At 41.9% G+C, this 16857-nt stretch carries 16 protein-coding genes; 10 read left to right on the top strand and 6 right to left on the bottom strand.

Features of this window, described 5'->3' with window-relative positions:
- Positions 1-82: 82 nt before the first annotated feature.
- From typA to glnG, 5 genes are all read left to right on the top strand, one after another.
- The gene (gene typA, locus ACRWQN_RS00160) at positions 83-1894 is read left to right on the top strand and encodes a translational GTPase TypA (protein ID WP_434939354.1); all 1812 of its coding nucleotides are present in this window, start codon (positions 83-85) and stop codon (positions 1892-1894) included.
- Positions 1895-2086: 192 nt separating this feature from the next.
- Positions 2087-2392 carry a pyrimidine/purine nucleoside phosphorylase gene (locus ACRWQN_RS00165; protein WP_434927460.1) on the top strand — a complete coding sequence of 102 codons (306 nt, stop codon included), beginning with the start codon at positions 2087-2089 and terminating at the stop codon, positions 2390-2392.
- Between the two features lie 118 nt (positions 2393-2510).
- A complete protein-coding gene (locus ACRWQN_RS00170; protein ID WP_434939355.1) occupies positions 2511-3053 on the top strand; it encodes a DUF4124 domain-containing protein in 543 nt (180 codons plus the stop codon).
- Between the two features lie 126 nt (positions 3054-3179).
- Complete coding sequence (gene glnL / locus ACRWQN_RS00175) at positions 3180-4223, top strand: nitrogen regulation protein NR(II) (RefSeq protein ID WP_226412701.1); 1044 nt, start codon at positions 3180-3182, stop codon at positions 4221-4223.
- Positions 4224-4248: 25 nt separating this feature from the next.
- Positions 4249-5664, top strand: coding sequence for a nitrogen regulation protein NR(I) (glnG, locus tag ACRWQN_RS00180; RefSeq protein WP_434927462.1), 1416 nt, complete (start codon positions 4249-4251; stop codon positions 5662-5664).
- 78 nt (positions 5665-5742) lie between these two features.
- Here the strand turns inward: glnG and fieF are convergent, their stop codons facing one another.
- Together fieF and ACRWQN_RS00190 are read right to left on the bottom strand one after the other, a co-directional pair.
- Complete coding sequence (fieF, locus tag ACRWQN_RS00185; RefSeq protein ID WP_226412697.1) at positions 5743-6612, bottom strand: cation efflux pump FieF; 870 nt, start codon at positions 6610-6612, stop codon at positions 5743-5745.
- A 211-nt stretch (positions 6613-6823) separates the two neighbouring features.
- On the bottom strand, positions 6824-7315 hold the full coding sequence (locus ACRWQN_RS00190) for a Spy/CpxP family protein refolding chaperone (protein WP_434939357.1): 492 nt from the start codon (positions 7313-7315) through the stop codon (positions 6824-6826).
- Between the two features lie 276 nt (positions 7316-7591).
- Between ACRWQN_RS00190 and ACRWQN_RS00195 the strand changes: the two genes are divergently transcribed.
- From ACRWQN_RS00195 to ACRWQN_RS00215, 5 genes are all read left to right on the top strand, one after another.
- Positions 7592-9043, top strand: coding sequence for a cytochrome C biosynthesis protein (locus ACRWQN_RS00195; protein ID WP_434939358.1), 1452 nt, complete (start codon positions 7592-7594; stop codon positions 9041-9043).
- A gap of 93 nt (positions 9044-9136) precedes the next feature.
- Positions 9137-9823: a response regulator gene (locus tag ACRWQN_RS00200; protein ID WP_434939360.1), complete on the top strand. Its 687-nt coding sequence runs from the start codon at positions 9137-9139 to the stop codon at positions 9821-9823.
- Positions 9823-11193, top strand: a complete 1371-nt coding sequence (locus tag ACRWQN_RS00205; protein ID WP_434939362.1) for an ATP-binding protein — start codon at positions 9823-9825, stop codon at positions 11191-11193. The genes ACRWQN_RS00200 and ACRWQN_RS00205 overlap by 1 nt, the downstream gene beginning before the upstream one ends.
- Positions 11194-11451: 258 nt before the next feature.
- Entirely contained in the window at positions 11452-11916 is a 465-nt protein-coding gene (gene trmL, locus ACRWQN_RS00210; protein WP_434927467.1) for a tRNA (uridine(34)/cytosine(34)/5-carboxymethylaminomethyluridine(34)-2'-O)-methyltransferase TrmL, read from the top strand.
- Positions 11917-11957: 41 nt separating this feature from the next.
- Positions 11958-12245, top strand: a complete 288-nt coding sequence (locus ACRWQN_RS00215) for a DUF2956 domain-containing protein (protein WP_434940574.1) — start codon at positions 11958-11960, stop codon at positions 12243-12245.
- 113 nt (positions 12246-12358) lie between these two features.
- Here ACRWQN_RS00215 and ACRWQN_RS00220 read toward each other — a convergent pair whose 3' ends face one another.
- The 4 genes from ACRWQN_RS00220 to ACRWQN_RS00235 form a co-directional block, all read right to left on the bottom strand.
- Positions 12359-12961, bottom strand: a complete 603-nt coding sequence (locus ACRWQN_RS00220) for a hypothetical protein (RefSeq protein WP_434939364.1) — start codon at positions 12959-12961, stop codon at positions 12359-12361.
- 158 nt (positions 12962-13119) lie between these two features.
- A complete protein-coding gene (locus ACRWQN_RS00225) occupies positions 13120-14556 on the bottom strand; it encodes a M16 family metallopeptidase (protein ID WP_434939365.1) in 1437 nt (478 codons plus the stop codon).
- A 5-nt stretch (positions 14557-14561) separates the two neighbouring features.
- On the bottom strand, positions 14562-15890 hold the full coding sequence (locus ACRWQN_RS00230) for a M16 family metallopeptidase (RefSeq protein ID WP_434930973.1): 1329 nt from the start codon (positions 15888-15890) through the stop codon (positions 14562-14564).
- Between the two features lie 282 nt (positions 15891-16172).
- Positions 16173-16853 (bottom strand): methyltransferase domain-containing protein, encoded by a 681-nt coding sequence (locus ACRWQN_RS00235; protein ID WP_434939366.1) that lies wholly within the window; start codon positions 16851-16853, stop codon positions 16173-16175.
- Positions 16854-16857 lie beyond the last annotated feature (4 nt).

The following is a 16857-nucleotide window of genomic DNA, read 5'->3' on the forward strand; positions in this document are numbered from 1 at the left end:
GCACGCTTTTTTATGGTGGCTATCATTAAATAGTTGCTGTAAATAATCCCTTTTTTTGTTTGATGGTATAGAGGTTTTATCCGTGCTAGAGAATTTACGTAACATCGCCATTATTGCACACGCCGACCATGGCAAAACGACCCTGGTAGACAAATTGCTTGCGCAGTCTGGTACCCTTGCTTCACGTGGAGAAGCGACTGAGCGTGTGATGGATTCTAACGATCTTGAAAAAGAACGTGGGATCACCATTCTGGCAAAAAACACTGCCATCAAATGGAACGACTACCGCATTAACATCGTAGACACGCCTGGTCACGCCGATTTCGGTGGTGAAGTAGAACGTGTTCTATCTATGGTTGATTCAGTATTATTGTTAGTTGACGCAGTTGATGGTCCAATGCCACAAACTCGATTTGTGACTAAGAAAGCGTTTGCTCAAGGCCTAAAGCCAATCGTTGTGATTAACAAGATTGACCGTCCTGGCGCTCGTCCTGATTGGGTTATTGACCAAGTATTCGATTTATTCGACAACTTAGGTGCAACTGACGAACAGTTAGACTTCCCTATTGTTTATGCTTCAGCATTAAATGGTTTCGCGACCTTAGATCCAGATGTAGTTAGCGAAGACATGACACCACTTTTCCAAACCATCGTTGAGAAAGTTTCTTTCCCAGACGCTGATTCGGAAGGTGCATTCCAAATGCAAATTTCTCAAATCGATTACAACTCATACGTGGGTGTTATCGGTATTGGTCGTATTAAGCGTGGTAACGTAAAAACTAACCAACAAGTGACTATTATTGGTGCTGATGGTAAGAAACGTAACGGAAAAATGGGCCAGGTATTAGGTTACATGGGTCTAGACCGTACTGAAGTTGAAATTGCTAACGCTGGTGACATCGTGGCAATTACAGGTTTAGGTGAGCTTAAGATTTCTGACACTATTTGTGCAGTGACTGAAGTTGAAGCGTTACCGCCGTTAACAGTTGATGAACCAACACTAACGATGACGTTCCAGGTAAACACTTCTCCGTTCGCGGGTAAAGAAGGTAAGTATGTTACTTCTCGTAACATTCTTGAGCGTTTACAAACAGAACTTGTTCACAACGTAGCACTACGTGTTGAAGAAACTGACAGTCCAGATCGTTTCCGCGTATCAGGTCGTGGTGAATTACATTTATCAATCTTGATTGAAAACATGCGTCGTGAAGGCTACGAATTAGCGGTATCACGTCCAGAAGTAATTCTTAAAACTGTTGATGGCGAGCTACACGAACCATTCGAAACTGTGACTGTTGACGTTCAAGAAGAACATCAAGGTACCGTAATTGAAAAGTTAGGTGTGCGTAAAGCTGAAATGAAAGATATGCAGCTTGATGGTAAAGGTCGTGTACGTATCGACTTCATCATCCCAAGCCGTGGCTTAATTGGTTTCCAAACTGAGTTCTTAACTGCAACTTCAGGTACTGGTCTAATTTATCATTCATTTGATCACTACGCTCCGCACAAAGGTGGCGATATTGGTCAACGTGCTAACGGCGTATTGATTTCTAACGCAACAGGTAAAGCATTAACATTCGCACTATTCGGTTTACAAGACCGTGGTCGTCTGTTTATTAGCCACGCTGCTGAAGTGTATGAAGGCCAAGTTGTTGGTATCCATGCTCGCTCTAACGATTTGACGGTTAACTGTCTTAAAGGTAAGCAGCTAACCAACATGCGTGCATCAGGTACTGATGAAGCACAAGTGTTAACTACACCGATTAACTTAACGCTTGAACAAGCACTTGAGTTCATCGATGATGACGAATTAGTTGAAGTAACTCCTAAGAACATCCGTGTTCGTAAGAGATTCTTAACTGAGAACGAGCGTAAGCGTCATAACCGCAGTTAATTAAAATTAATGAGTGGCGCTATATTTACCACTTATTAGTATCAAAAAGCCCAGATTGTTCTGGGCTTTTTTTGTGCCTGCTAATCTAAAAACTTACACATAAATAATTCATAACCAGAGCACAAAAATAACTAGATATACATTTAAAATAGATATAAATTCACTTAAAACATTTATGGAGTATCAGGAAATATGTTAAAACAAGTCGATGTAGCCCTAAAGGCAAATGTTTATTTTGATGGAAAAGTCATTAGCCGCACAGTATTTTTAGCCGATGGAAGCAGACAAACTCTAGGTGTTGTCTTACCTGGCGAATATACCTTTTCAACCTCTCAAGGTGAAATAATGCAAGTCACATCAGGTAACTTTGAAGTGTTATTGCCTGGTACGACCGAATGGATCAATTATTCAGCTGACACCCAGTTTGAATTAGCTGCTGGTGTGAGCTTTAGTATTAAAACCAGCGGTATTGCTGAATACTGTTGCAGCTACCTTTAAGTCGTCTTACTCTGCAGTTTAGTTACAAATAAACTTAGCCAGAACCAAACAGTTTTGGCTGTTTTTTTATCAAAAAACAGCTAGTCTAGTAAAATGCACACGTAAAAGGATTCTATTTATGCGCATTTTATTATTTACCTTGCTACTCGTCAGTATCAGTAGCACAGCAGCGGTTTATCGCTGGGTCGATGAAAACGGAAAAGTTCACTATAGCGACGAAGCTAAGCCTAATGCAGAGCTTGTCGAAGTAAAAGAAAATACTCAAAACACTATCGTGCTAAATGATACCCCAATCATTGTGGATTCAACCTCGCAAAATGATGCTATTGAGCTCGTCTTAAGTATAGTATCCCCCACACATGATGAAACCATTCGCAGTAATGAGGGAAAATTTGATGTCATTGTCAGTGTTACCCCAACACTCCCCCGAGGTATCTTACTGGCACTTTTTATTGATGGCGAAGTTAAAGCTCAACCACAATCTTCATCCACTTTTAGCTTAATGGGCATTTACCGAGGGGAACATATCATTGTGGTGAAAGCATTGGATCAAAACGGCAAAGTCCTTGCATCTAGTTCTCCAAGAAAGATATTTCTTCACCAGGCAAGTGTGAGCAGATTGGCGAAACCAACGCCTTACTATGCTACAAAAATAAATTAAAACAGTAACATAAAACAAATTCTGCTTAAATTTATTTTTTATTTGCCTGCGTGAACTGAGTTGCAGATCGCACCATATTGGTGCAACATATTGGTGCAAGCTGCAACCCAATAATCAGGACGGCGAATGGACACTAATAATTTACTTAATCATCTAGTTACCGCAGTACTAGTGATCGACACCAAATTAAAGCCTTGTTTTGCCAATGCTGCTGCCGAGCAGCTATTGGCTGTCGCCAACCATAAATTACTCGAATTAAGCTTGCCTGATTTATATCAGTTTTTAGGCGTTGATGAACATATTTTGCGAGATGCTGTATCATCAAATCAGGGGATCACAGTTAACACTGCGGCATTAATTACCTTAGACGGTCAGCACCACACTGTAGACTTGACCTTAATTCCTATCGAGAATGAACAAAATCTCAGTATTTTAGAGCTACGACAAGTTGATCAACAACGCCGTATACACCAGCAGCTAAATATGGACGCGCAGCAACAAGCAGCGCAATATCTTGTGCGTAATCTTGCCCATGAAATTAAAAATCCATTAGGGGGATTGCGCGGTGCAGCTCAACTGTTATCAAGAGAACTGCACTCACCGGAATTAAAAGAATTTACCACTTTAATCATCGAACAAGCCGATCGTCTGCGCAACCTAGTCGATAGGTTATTAGGCCCGCAGCGACCAACACAGCATACCGAACACAATATTCATCAAGTGGTACAAAAGGTATTAAAGCTGGTTGAAATGGCTTTACCCGCAAACATAAATCTAAAGCGTGACTACGACCCATCTATTCCTGATTTTCAGATGGATCCCGACCAACTTCAGCAGGCTGTGCTTAATATTGTCCAAAATGCCATTCAAGCATTAGAACATGCTGGCGGTGAAATCTTGATAAAGACCCGAACTCAACATCAAGTCACCCTCGGTACACAAAGGTATAAGTTAGTGTTAGTCCTGTCGATTATCGACAACGGCCCCGGCATACCCTCTGATCTTATAGACACCTTGTTTTACCCTATGGTGACAGGGCGTGAAGATGGCTCAGGCCTGGGTTTATCCATTGCACACAATATAGCAAGATTACATGGCGGACGTATTGACTGCGTATCAGCTCCAGGCCATACCGAATTTATAATTACCCTGCCATTACAAAAATTCTAGACCTTAGGCAGCACGAGGTAACAAGATGACAATAAGCGAACAAGTCTGGATTTTAGATGATGATAGCTCCATTCGTTGGGTGCTAGAAAAAGCCTTCTCAGGCGCAAAATTAACCTGCGCCAGTTTTGCTGCAGCCGAGTCACTATGGCAAGCATTAGAACTAGCTCAACCTCAAGTGATTGTGTCTGACATACGTATGCCAGGTACCGACGGCTTAACCCTACTAGACCGTTTACAGCTTCATTACCCGCATATTCCCGTAATTATCATGACAGCTCACTCTGACCTAGACAGTGCCGTTAGCGCCTATCAAGCAGGCGCGTTTGAGTATTTACCTAAACCGTTTGATATTGACGAGGCCATTGCGCTAGTTGAACGGGCATTAACCCATGCAACCGAACAAACACCTGCAACTCCAGCAGTTGATACACAGGTAAAGACACCTGAAATTATCGGTGAAGCGCCCGCGATGCAAGAGGTGTTTCGTGCTATTGGCCGTTTATCTCGGTCCTCTATCAGCGTGTTAATTAATGGCCAATCAGGTACAGGTAAAGAGTTAGTCGCGGGTGCGCTTCATAAACACAGCCCACGCAAAGATAAGCCTTTTATTGCCCTTAATATGGCAGCAATACCTAAAGACCTTATTGAGTCAGAGCTATTTGGCCATGAAAAAGGCGCATTTACTGGGGCTGCTAATGTGCGTCAAGGGCGGTTTGAACAAGCCAATGGTGGCACACTATTCTTAGATGAAATTGGCGATATGCCACTCGATGTCCAAACACGCTTATTACGGGTGCTATCAGATGGTCAATTCTATCGTGTTGGTGGCCATCAATCTGTGCAGGTTGATGTGCGTATTATTGCCGCAACTCACCAGAACCTTGAATTGTTGGTGCAAAAAGGCTCATTTCGCGAAGATTTATTTCATCGCTTGAATGTCATTAGAGTGCATTTACCTCCTCTGTCACAACGCCGTGAGGACATCTCTCAACTCGCTACTCACTTTCTCAGTACTGCGGCCAAAGAAATGGGCGTAGAACCCAAAATACTCACCAAAGAAACCGCCGCTAAACTATCGCAATTACCCTGGCCAGGGAACGTGCGTCAACTTGAAAACACTTGTCGATGGTTAACCGTAATGGCATCGGGACAAGAAATTCTGCCACAAGATTTACCTCCTGAATTACTCAAGGATCCTGTGGCAACTAGCCAGCCAAATGCGGCACATACAGACTGGCAATCGGCGCTTAAAGACTGGATAAATGAACGACTCAGTGCGGGTGATAACGATTTACTCACCGAGATACAACCTGAATTTGAGCGGATATTACTTGAAACCGCCTTAAAACATACCCAAGGTCATAAACAAGATGCCGCTAAACGTTTAGGCTGGGGGCGCAATACGTTAACCCGTAAATTAAAAGAATTATCAATGGAATAAGTACTTTGCTATGCCTAAGTTGTTATGCCTAAGTTGTTATGCCTAAGAGGCAAGGATTAGCCATAACCAAAAAAGATGCTAAACGGGATCCTGGTGAATAATCACTTCAGCATCTTCAAACGCATTTTTAATACGCAGTCCGGTCGCATCAGCTATTGAATGTGCTTCAAACAATGGTTGGTTACCATCTAATTCTAAATGCAATTGAATAAACCTGGTTTTACCTGACTGACGGGTACGTAGATCATGCAGTCCCTTGACTCTTTTATCTTCTAAAGCCAAAGCTTTAATCTGTTCACGAGTATCAGAATCTAGCTCTCTGTCTAACAAACTTTGTATTGAGCGATAGCCTAAATCAATGGCTTGTTGACCAATGAATATGGCAATCAATATCGCAAATAATCCATCCGCCCACCACCAACCATAATGTGCCAAAACTAGCGCTAGTAGCACGGCTGAGTTTAAAAATAAATCAGACTTATAGTGCAAAGCATCTGCTTCAACTACTGTACTGTTGGTTTTTTCCAACGCTCTTTTTTGCAACAATACCAAGGCCAAGGTCATAATAATGGCAATGATAGACACAATGACCCCTAAAGTGGCATGGGTAACCGTTACAGGGTTAATCAACTTTTCACCGCCGTAGAGCAACAATACACAAGCCGAGCCTAAAATAAACCCCGCTTGTGCTAGTGAAGCTAACGGCTCAGCTTTACCATGACCATAACGGTGATCTTTATCCGCAGGCACAATCGCATAACGCACGGCAATAAAATTGACTATTGACGCCAAAGCATCGGCAAAAGAGTCGGTTAACGATGCCAGCATACTTGCCGAACCGGAATACAACCACGCTACAAGCTTAATGACTATCAAGCAAAGGGCTGTTGCTACCGCTGCACGGCTAGCCAGTTTTACCCAAAAATCATATTCTGAAGTTTCACTCATAAAAGATCTATCGACTCTTTATACTGATAATCTACCAACCCTTACTATAGCAAGTTGATTACTTAATTAGGATAAAGTTTACTAAACAATCGACTCAGCTTATGCAAAGTGTGACCTTTCTCAATCTTGTAAAAGTCACAAGCTTAACTAAACAAAAAAACCATTACTCTGAAGTAATGGCTTTTATCTATGTCAGCCTATATAAACTAGATTAATGGCGTGATTTGTGGCCTTTGCCTGAGTTAAATTTATCTTGAAACTTTTGTTGCTGTTCAGGTGTTAATAATTGATAAATTTCGTTTTGTATTTTCATCTGGGTTAACATTTTTTGTAACTGCATTTGTTGTTTTGCTTCAACCATTTCAGTGGCTTTAACTTCATCAAAACCAGCGGTAGTGATTAACGCTAACCTATCGGCTTTGTGCGCTGCACGTTGCTCTTTTGTTGGGCGCTCTGGACGGTTAGCTTTATATTTGTCAAATATCACTTTAACTTGCACTTTTTGTGCATCTGTTAAATCTAGTTTGCTCAACATTTTGTGCATGCCACCTTTATGGCCATGATGTCTGTCGGCTTTAACGCTAGGTTGCTCAGTTTTTGCTGCACTGCTAATGGTTTCTTCTGCATATAACTGACCAGCCAATAATGCTGAGCTTGCCACTAAAGCAACTAAACTCATGTTGAAGATTGATGATGTTTTCATTGGTAAATTCCTCGGTATAAAAAAGGGGTTACTTTCTGCCTCAGCAGATTTGATACTCAGTTTACCCAATGCAATGTCAATCAGGGTTAAGACGGCGTAAAGCTATGTAAAGAATGTTTCCTATCGACTTTTACACCAGAAATAGATGATCTAGTTGGCATATTGGATGATAAACACCACAGTAATGCGAGCTAGTTAACGTAATTTAAACTTGATCATTACAGTCATTAGATAAGGGCATAAAATCTTACTATTAGTGCTTTATTGGAATAAATTATGAATCGATTATTTAGCAAGTTGCTGTTACTGCTTTATATACTGATATTGGCGCCAAGTGCCATAGCCAGTATAAACCCATCAACATCAGCAGATAACTCACTATGGTACAGTCAAAAAAATGAGCAGCCAGTTGTTAAGCTGCATTTCTTTTGGTCAGAAAGCTGCCCGCACTGTCGCAAGGCTCACCCTTTAATTGACGCATTAGGCGAGCGATTTGATTGGATAACGGTTGAAGATTACTTAATCAGTGAAACTGGCAATGTCGATAAACTCATGGCAATGGGCAAGCGGACAGGAGTTGAACCTAAATCTGTGCCCTACTTTGCGGTATGTGGTGAAGCCATTGTTGGCTACAACAGCCATCAGGTCACTGGCCAATATATTATTGAGCGTTTAGTCGACTGTTACCAAAAACAAGGTGGCAAAGCTAATATTGGCGACAAACTTGATGACTTTCTAACCTTAGATAACACACCATCCGAGCCCTTATTTGCTACATGTGGAGATACCAGTAATGTTGAAGATAACGCTAGCACTTGTGGCATGGACAGTAGCATAGCAACCGAAGACACTTCAGTCAGCACGAACACCTCAACGCCACATGTTCAACCCGTGGATATTCCCTTAATTGGTGCAGTGCATCCTGAACAAATGTCATTACCCCTGCTAACAGTAGTATTGGCAGGGGTTGATGCCTTTAATCCGTGCGCATTTTTCGTGTTGTTATTCTTACTCAGCATCATGGTCAATGCTGGCAGCAAAAAACGCATGTTACTGGTGGGCGGTATATTTGTATTTTTCTCTGGGTTTATTTATTTTATCTTTATGAGTGCCTGGTTAAATTTATTCCAACTACTTGGCGGCGGTGATGGCGGCATTATTATCACTTGCGCTGGAGTATTGGCTTTGATTGCTGCTGGGGTCAATATCAAAGATTACTTCTACGGCCGTGGTGATGTCAGCCTATCAATGTCAGTAGAAAACAGAGGGACGCTTATTAAGCGTATGGGTAAATTGTCTAAAACCAGTTCATTACCCACCATGATTATCGGCTCATCAGTATTGGCTATTCTAGCTAATGCTTACGAGTTATTGTGCACTGCGGGTTTTCCAATGATTTACACGTCAGTGCTGTCCATTTCTAACCTGGATATGATGGAGCGTTATCTTTATTTGATCGCTTACAACGTGGTTTACGTCATCCCTTTAGCCACCATAGTGATTGTGTTTTCAATGACTCTGGGTAAACGAAAACTGACCGAAAAAGAAGGCGAAAAGTTAAAGCTAATGTCTGGGGTTATGATGCTAGGCTTGGGTAGCATGCTAGTGATTAATCCCATGTCATTGCAAAATCCAGTGCTATCAATTGGGCTGATTGTGGGGTCAATCATATTGACCTTCATTATCGTCAAACTGACTCCAGCAAAAAAAGATAAGTCTGCTGGCTAGCAGTAAAGCACCAACGAATGTAAAACTGTGCAATGATGATTTCATCTCAGCTCGCCATAGGCTAAAGTGTTTGAATGCATATTGAGGGCTGAAATGAATCGAATTTTACTTGTTGACGATGATGTCGGATTATCAGAATTATTAACCCAGTTATTAGAAATGGAAGGCTTTGCTGTCAACCAGGCTTATGATGGTCAAGAAGGGTTAACTAAAGCATTGCAAACTGATTTTGATCTGATTCTATTGGATGTGATGCTACCGCAACTTGGGGGCTTTGAAGTATTAAAAGGCATCCGCAAACGTAAGCAAACTCCAGTATTGATGTTAACCGCCCGTGGCGATGAAATCGATCGTGTGATTGGCCTAGAGATTGGCGCCGATGATTACCTGCCAAAACCGTTTAACGACCGAGAATTAATCGCCCGCATTCGGGCCATATTGCGTCGTGCGACCAATGCAGAACAAGAGCTGTTAACTAGTGATGCTTTGAAAATTGGTGATTTGCGCCTAGATCCTAAGCGCCAAGAAGTTTATTGCAATGAACAATTAATGATTCTGACATCAACCGAATTTAGCTTACTGCTTAACTTAGTTGCCAATTCAGGTGAGTTAGTTACCAAAGACTCGTTAAGTGAAAGTGTATTGGGTAAAAAACTGATGCCCTTTGATCGCAGTTTAGACATGCACTTATCCAATTTGCGTAAGAAGTTACCCGAGCGCAAAGATGGCCGAGCGAGGGTAAAAACCCTGCGAGGCAAGGGCTATATTTGGATCCCCTAATGAGTTCAACTAACCCATTAAATCGCTTATTCTTTAAATTGTTGATTGGCTTTTGGCTATGCAGCTCTTTAACCATTGCATTAGTGTTAATTCTGCCAATTATTATGCAAAGTCAGGACCGCGCACCGATTGAAAAGCATTTACAGCAAGTGCTACAAACGGTCGCTAAAGACATTCAACAATCCCCCGATATTCTCACTACAGATAAGCTATATAAATTACAACGCCAACATTCAAGACACGACAAACCGCTACGTGTGTATCTTGTAAACGACGACGGTCAAGTTATTAATAGCCGTAAAGTCCCGCGCTCATTACGACAGTTTCTATTAATGGCAGAAGACGCTAAGCAGCCAATTAGTCATCAGTTTAGAAATGAGCTTATTTTTGGCCCTTTAACCTTCAGCGTTAACCAGCAAACCTTCCAAGTGTATGGTCGAGTACCCGCTAACCATCCTAGACCCTGGTTCTTTTATTTTTCAGAGAACAAACTACTCACAGCCTCTATTGCCATTCTATTCTCAGGCTTATTATGTGGTTTACTCGCTTGGCATCTTGGTAAACCCCTGAATAGTCTAAAACGCAGCGCCAATGCAATCGCGAAAGGCGATTTATCGCATAGAGTCGACAAAACCACCGTCAGCAGAAGTGATGAAATGGGTCAGCTTGCAATGACGTTCAACAGTATGGCCGACTCAATTGAAGCTATGGTGACTAACCAGCAACGGTTAATGGGAGACATTTCCCACGAACTTCGCACACCGCTAACACGCTTAAAACTGTCCTTGGCGCTGGCACGTAAAAAAGGCCAAGACAGCACAGAGTTAACCCGCATAGAATATGAAACCAACCAATTAGATGACTTAATCGGTGAGTTACTGACGTTATCTCGAGTAACACTAAATGCCAGCGAAATAAAAATTCATGCCGAATTAAGCGAAACCTTGAGCCAAGTCCTTGATGATGCAGAGTTTGAGGCAGAGCAACAACAGAAAATACTCGAAATAGATATCGATGAGCACTTAGCTTTTGAGCACTATCCAAAACCCTTGTGCCGTGCAATTGAAAACGTACTGCGAAATGCTATCCGTTATGCCACTCAACACGTGCATATCGGAGCCATCGAAGAGGGTAAAAATATTGTCATTCAGATTAAAGACGATGGTAAGGGTATTGATGAGCAAGAGCTAGAAGCGATATTCAGGCCGTTTTACCGTCCGGATAATGCCAGAGATCGCAATAGTGGTGGATGGGGACTCGGCCTAGCGATAACTCAAGCCGCTATTCAAGTCCATAAAGGCAGTATTGAGGCGAAAAATGCTCAGCCAAGTGGTTTATTGATAAAGATCACCTTGCCTCAGCGCCATTAAAAAGTCACCTCTTGAGGTGTAATTGCAGCCAAAGGCTCACTTAAATATTATCCCTATAAGTAACATGGACGGTAAAAATCACTAAACCAGAGTACAAGATATTGATTATCAGGTTAACTTCAACAGTTATAAGGAGAGCCAATAATGGTTAGCTCATTTATTCATTCAAATTCGGGTAAGTTAACTGGCGTGAGTTAATAATGAAGCTTTCAACTACTTCAGCTATAATGCACCGTTATTTTTTTCAGGTAGGTCACCATGTTCCATATCGCACTTTATGAGCCAGAAATCGCCCCAAACACGGGTAATATTATTCGTTTATGTGCCAATAATGGTACGCAACTTCATCTTATTGAACCTCTAGGTTTCGACTTAGAAGAGAAAAAGCTACGTCGCGCAGGCTTAGATTACTCCGACCTAACCCGAGTCACCCGCCATAAAAATTACCCAGACTTTTTAGTCGCTATGGCAGGTAAACGTATTATGGCGTGCACCACTAAAGGCAGTCGCCCACACACTCAAATTGCTTTTGCCGAAGATGATGTTTTATTATTTGGCCCAGAAACTCGCGGCTTACCCATGGACATTATTAATGCGACGCCATTAGAGCAGCGTTTGCGCATTCCTATGACTGCCAATAGCCGCAGCTTAAACCTTTCTAACTCTGTCGCGATTATTAGCTATGAAGCCTGGCGACAGCTCGATTTTGCAGGCGCAGAATGAAGCAATCCAGTTCAAACGAAACTTAAGAGCAAGCATTAACCATTGCCAAGTCGACCCAGAAAGAAGGCCAAACTAAAGCGCAAACTAAGCTTATTGCTAGCGGTATTGAAAAAGGCATTACTGAATATAAAAAACAGCATAAAGCCAAAGCAAGACAGAGTGATAAAGCGCGCAAGCAGCAAGTTAAATCTAAGCAAAAAATACAACACGATGAACCTGAGTTTGAATTAGAGTTTACTGAATCAACCCAAATGACACCTATGGTATGGGCATTAGCCTGTGCATTAGGCTTAAGTTGGCTAGGCTTTGCGTTGTACTTTTTTAGCTAGGCAAAGCTTTACTAGCTAATCTATTGATTAAGCTATTTATTATGCCTGTCTGGGTATCGGTTATATGGCGTAGCAAACTTAAATAAATATTATTTCATTTATTGCCCAGACTTTTACCTACCTATAGGCATCAAGCTTATCCCTCTTACGACTTGATAACTGTCACTATCATCATCTAGAAAATGGGCGCTTTGCTGCCATAGCCAGTGTGTCTTGTTGTTAGTTTGCTGCTCATCAAAGGAAAGCCGTATTAAAGCTGGACGCTGTTTAATTTCACCCTTTCCTAGAAAAGTAAATCCATCACCTTGCTGGTATAAGGTAAATAGTTGGCTAATGTCTGCATTAATACCATCAGAATAAATCAGCTCTATCTCATTGCCTCGCACACGAAACCACCAGGTTTCACTATTACTGAACCGTGCACCTTGGCTAATACTAATATACATATTATTGTTATCGGCAGAACACAGCACTGAGGTAGTCACCTGTTTTGATAGGCCGTTTGGATTTGCTGCGCTGCCTTGCCACTGACCACTTATTAACGGGCAAAGTTGCCCAAGCTGCACTTTATTGGCCAAAGCAGGCGCACAATGCAGCGTAATAATGCCAAATAGGATCCAGATTATCGATTTAAAACAGTTCAATATCATCTTATTTAAGGTCGGTTGATTAATTGTTGAAAGTAAAGCGCGAGTGCATATTTCACTGATTGCCATATTTGACCCGTTTTTAGCACCTAAGGCTTGGGATACATTTATTTAATCGCCCCCAAGATAATCAGCTCAAAATATACACCCGATAAAACAAAAGACCCACTCAATCGTGGGTCTTTTTTAGTTTGGCTATTAATTACAGCTCAATTCACCACCCCAAATTACTGACCAAAACCACTGTCTTTTATATCAACCTTGGTCACGCCGCCATACTGAGCGGCAATATCGGCAATTTTTTCAGCATTTCCAATCAACACATACTGCAAATTTTGTTGAGGGAAATACTGCTTCACCAATCGCTGGGTGTCAGCAATGGTTAACCCATCAACTTTAGCTTGAAATTGATTAATGAAATTATCATCAAAGCCATATAAATACATCTCTGACATTAAGCCCGCTAGCTGACTGGCGGTTTCAAACTTAGGCGGAAACTGCCCTTTAACATAAGCTTTAGCTGAATCTAAGGTCGCTTGGTCGATACCTTTTTCCCACAATCTTGCATAGGTTTTTAAGGCTAAATCAATGGCTTCTTTGGTGGTTTCAGCTTTAGTAAAAGTACTAATTTGAAATACACCAGCTTTTGAGAACGGCACAAAACCAGAGCGCGCACCGTAGGTTAAGCCTGCGTTAACCCTAAGTTCATCATTTAACCATGAGGTAAAACGACCGCCTAGAATTGTATTCACTACCGTTAAGCCAACGTAATCAGGGTTATCGTAACTTATACCCATGCCACCAAACACAAAAGTGGTTTCAATTGCATCAGGCTTATCCACCAGCAACACGCGGCTAGCGCCCATTACAGGTAAAGCTTGAGCTAAATCGGCTTGCACTGCGTCTTCAGTATTTTGCCATTGCCCCAAAGCTTGCTCTAACTTAGCTTGCATCTGCTGCGGGTCAAAATCACCCACAACACTGATTGCTACGTTATTAGGTTGATAGAAACCCTGATGAAACGCTCGTAGCTGCTCAATAGATAAATCAGCAATAGACTCGCTGTTACCTGAACTTGGGTTCGCATAAGGATGGTTAGCAAACACTAGCTTATTAAAGTAACGGCCAATCACAGCACGCGGGCTTTCCTTTTGTTGCGACAAACCCACAATTTCACGTTGCTGTAATTTAGCAAATTCTGCTGTATCAAAGTCAGGAGATAACAATACATTGCTAAAAATAGGCAGTACCTTATCCAGATCTTTACTCATAAAGCTGGCATCAATATAGCTGCCCTCTTGATCTGCGCCGGTATTCAAACTGGCACCCATAAAATCGAGTGTTTGTTCAATATCGGCTTTTGACTGACCCGCCGCACCTAGCATTAAACCTTGGGCTGTCATGCTGGCTAGCCCTGAAGTCGTGTCATTCACTGCACCGGCTCGCACCACGGCATTGATTGTGATTAATGGCACTTCTTTTTGTACCATTAAATTCACTTTAAGGCCGTTAGATAAACTCACCGTTTGATACTGAGGTAAGCTAAAGCTGCCTGTTTCGACTACATTGGCCACAGTACTGTTACTTGTAGTAGCGCAACCCGCTAATGATAATGCACTGACAATAGCCAGGGCCGACAACGACATTTTGATTGTTTGTTTCATAGGTCTCATTTGTCGCTCTCCTCTGTAGCCGCCAACACACCGACGGTACGATTAGCGCGAATTAGATAGGTTTGCGCCACACGCTTGATATCTTCTGGGGTCACTGTGTTATAACGCTCTGGCGCATCAAATAATTTTTCAAAGCTGCCAAAATACATCTCGTAGGTTCCTAGCGTGTTGGCTTTACCGTTAATGGTTTCCATATCACGATAAAAATTGATTAATTTAATATTTTTAACCTTTTCTAACTCTCCAGCTGTGACACCTTGGGTTGCGATTAAGTTAATTTGCTCTAGTAAGGCAAGCTCAAGGGTACTGGCTTCAACGCCTGTGTTAGCAACACCTAAGATGTAAAACAAGTTAGGGTCGAACGACATTGGCATGTACGTGTCTGCCGATGTCGCCAGTTGCTTGTCTACCAAGCCTTGGTAAAAACGCGAGCTATTACCTTGACTTAAGATTGAGCTGAGTAAATCAAGCGCATAATAGTCAGCATGACTGGTGGCAGGAATATGGTAAGCCAACATCACATTTGGAGTACTTACCGACTCTTTCTTAACAAAAACGCGACGCTCACCTTGCTGTAATGGCTCGACTGTGCGAACGGCTTTAGGCGGTGCTTGTGCCGGAATAGGTGCAAAATACTTATTTGCTAATCGCTTAACTTCAGCCAGCTTTACATCACCGGCAATAACCACCACTGCGTTGTTTGGCGCGTAATAGGTTTTATGGTATTGCTGCAAGTCTTCTAACGTCCATGCGGCAATGTCAGACTCATAACCAATAACCGACCAGCTATAAGGATGGGCTGAAAATGCCACACCTTTTAACGCTTCTTGTATGGTGCGCCAGTTAGAGTTTTCAAGCCCTGTTGTGCGCTCTGACTGCACCACGCCACGCTCACTCTCAACCATTTCAGGGTTGATATCTAAATTAGCGATACGGTCGGCTTCTAAATCAAACATGGTTTCAATGGCATTGGCGGGGAACCAGTCGGTATACACTGTCATGTCTTCAGTGGTGTAAGCATTATTTGCCCCACCAGCAGCTTCCATAGTGCGGTCAAACATTTTCGGACCAAACTTTTTTGAACCATTAAACATCATGTGTTCAAAAAAATGCGAAATACCGGTAATACCAGGTACCTCATTGCGCGAGCCAACTTTCCAAAATAAGTACATATTGGCATTGGGTATAGAGCTATCCTCTAATACCATAATTTTCATACCGTTATCTAAAGTAAAACTGTCAATATCTTTGGCGGTAGTGGCATCAGCACTTGATGTGCCTAAAATGCCTGCCAATAACATTAACGCGGTTAACGTCCGTTTCATATTTCGCTCCTTTGAGCTATTTTAACTAGAGTGTTTAACTTAAGTTTGTTTGCAAGAATGACATTCTAGAAGTGGCTTAAAACTTGTCGCCATGACTAAACAACAAAACCGGATACTGGCAATTGCACTTTAATAGCGTATCTCGGTCATGCTGTATAACAATTAGGTATTGAATTTACCTTTATTTTACAGAATTGTTAATTTTTTTGACCCAACAATATAGTAACAATTGTATCTATTTATTTGCAGCCATTAATCGGCTCGCCAAGCACAGTAGTTTATTTAAGCGGATTCTGGCAAATGAAACATTACCACGTCATTCTCGATCACTTCGAGTTGCCACTGATACTGTTTAGCAATCCATTCAAAGGTCGACAGACTATAAAAATTAATATGAGTTGGATCAAACTTGTAATGCCAGTCTATGAACCCTGCAATACCTTTTACGCGCTTAGTCATAATAGCCAGCTTGCCTGAAGGGTTTAGTAAGCCTTGTAGTTGCTTAAATATTGCTTGGGGGTTAGCAATATGTTCCAGCACTTCGGTCATGGTGACAAAGTCATATTGCTGCTGTAGTAGGTCATGGTTAGGGAAATAAAATAAATCATAATTACTCACCTCAACCCCCTGCTGCGCTGCCATTTGGCTAAGCACAGCACCTTCTCCACAGCCAAAGTCTAAGCCCTTGGCGTTGGGGTTAACCCGAGCGAGTAATGGCGTTAAGGTACGAGATAGAAAGCGTTGATAACCCGCATCGGCAAAGTCATTATGGTGACAATCATAGTGGGCTTTTTCTGCTGCTTTATCTAAATAAAATGACGCAGGTACAGTAACCAATTCACATCGCTTGCATTGAAAGTAGCTACGGTCTTTATCTTGGTGAAAAAACACCACTTCAGTGTGGTGACATAATGGGCAGCGTTTTGGCGCAACAACGGTATTAACAGCTAAATCTACTGACATGAAA

It is taken from the genome of Shewanella sp. HL-SH8, from assembly GCF_051165765.1.
Taxonomy (GTDB): domain Bacteria; phylum Pseudomonadota; class Gammaproteobacteria; order Enterobacterales; family Shewanellaceae; genus Shewanella; species Shewanella glacialimarina.

Excerpts from the sequence above, each read along its gene's own strand:
- trmL (WP_434927467.1), top strand. The coding sequence starts at position 11,452 with ATGTTCCATATCGCACTTTATGAGCCAGAAATCGCCCCAAACACGGGT.
- ACRWQN_RS00220 (WP_434939364.1), bottom strand. The coding sequence starts at position 12,961 with ATGGCAATCAGTGAAATATGCACTCGCGCTTTACTTTCAACAATTAAT.
- ACRWQN_RS00170 (WP_434939355.1), top strand. The coding sequence starts at position 2,511 with ATGCGCATTTTATTATTTACCTTGCTACTCGTCAGTATCAGTAGCACA.
- ACRWQN_RS00235 (WP_434939366.1), bottom strand. The coding sequence starts at position 16,853 with ATGTCAGTAGATTTAGCTGTTAATACCGTTGTTGCGCCAAAACGCTGC.
- glnG (WP_434927462.1), top strand. The coding sequence starts at position 4,249 with ATGACAATAAGCGAACAAGTCTGGATTTTAGATGATGATAGCTCCATT.
- fieF (WP_226412697.1), bottom strand. The coding sequence starts at position 6,612 with ATGAGTGAAACTTCAGAATATGATTTTTGGGTAAAACTGGCTAGCCGT.
- ACRWQN_RS00165 (WP_434927460.1), top strand. The coding sequence starts at position 2,087 with ATGTTAAAACAAGTCGATGTAGCCCTAAAGGCAAATGTTTATTTTGAT.
- ACRWQN_RS00230 (WP_434930973.1), bottom strand. The coding sequence starts at position 15,890 with ATGAAACGGACGTTAACCGCGTTAATGTTATTGGCAGGCATTTTAGGC.
- ACRWQN_RS00205 (WP_434939362.1), top strand. The coding sequence starts at position 9,823 with ATGAGTTCAACTAACCCATTAAATCGCTTATTCTTTAAATTGTTGATT.
- ACRWQN_RS00200 (WP_434939360.1), top strand. The coding sequence starts at position 9,137 with ATGAATCGAATTTTACTTGTTGACGATGATGTCGGATTATCAGAATTA.
- ACRWQN_RS00190 (WP_434939357.1), bottom strand. The coding sequence starts at position 7,315 with ATGAAAACATCATCAATCTTCAACATGAGTTTAGTTGCTTTAGTGGCA.
- glnL (WP_226412701.1), top strand. The coding sequence starts at position 3,180 with ATGGACACTAATAATTTACTTAATCATCTAGTTACCGCAGTACTAGTG.
- ACRWQN_RS00195 (WP_434939358.1), top strand. The coding sequence starts at position 7,592 with ATGAATCGATTATTTAGCAAGTTGCTGTTACTGCTTTATATACTGATA.
- ACRWQN_RS00225 (WP_434939365.1), bottom strand. The coding sequence starts at position 14,556 with ATGAAACAAACAATCAAAATGTCGTTGTCGGCCCTGGCTATTGTCAGT.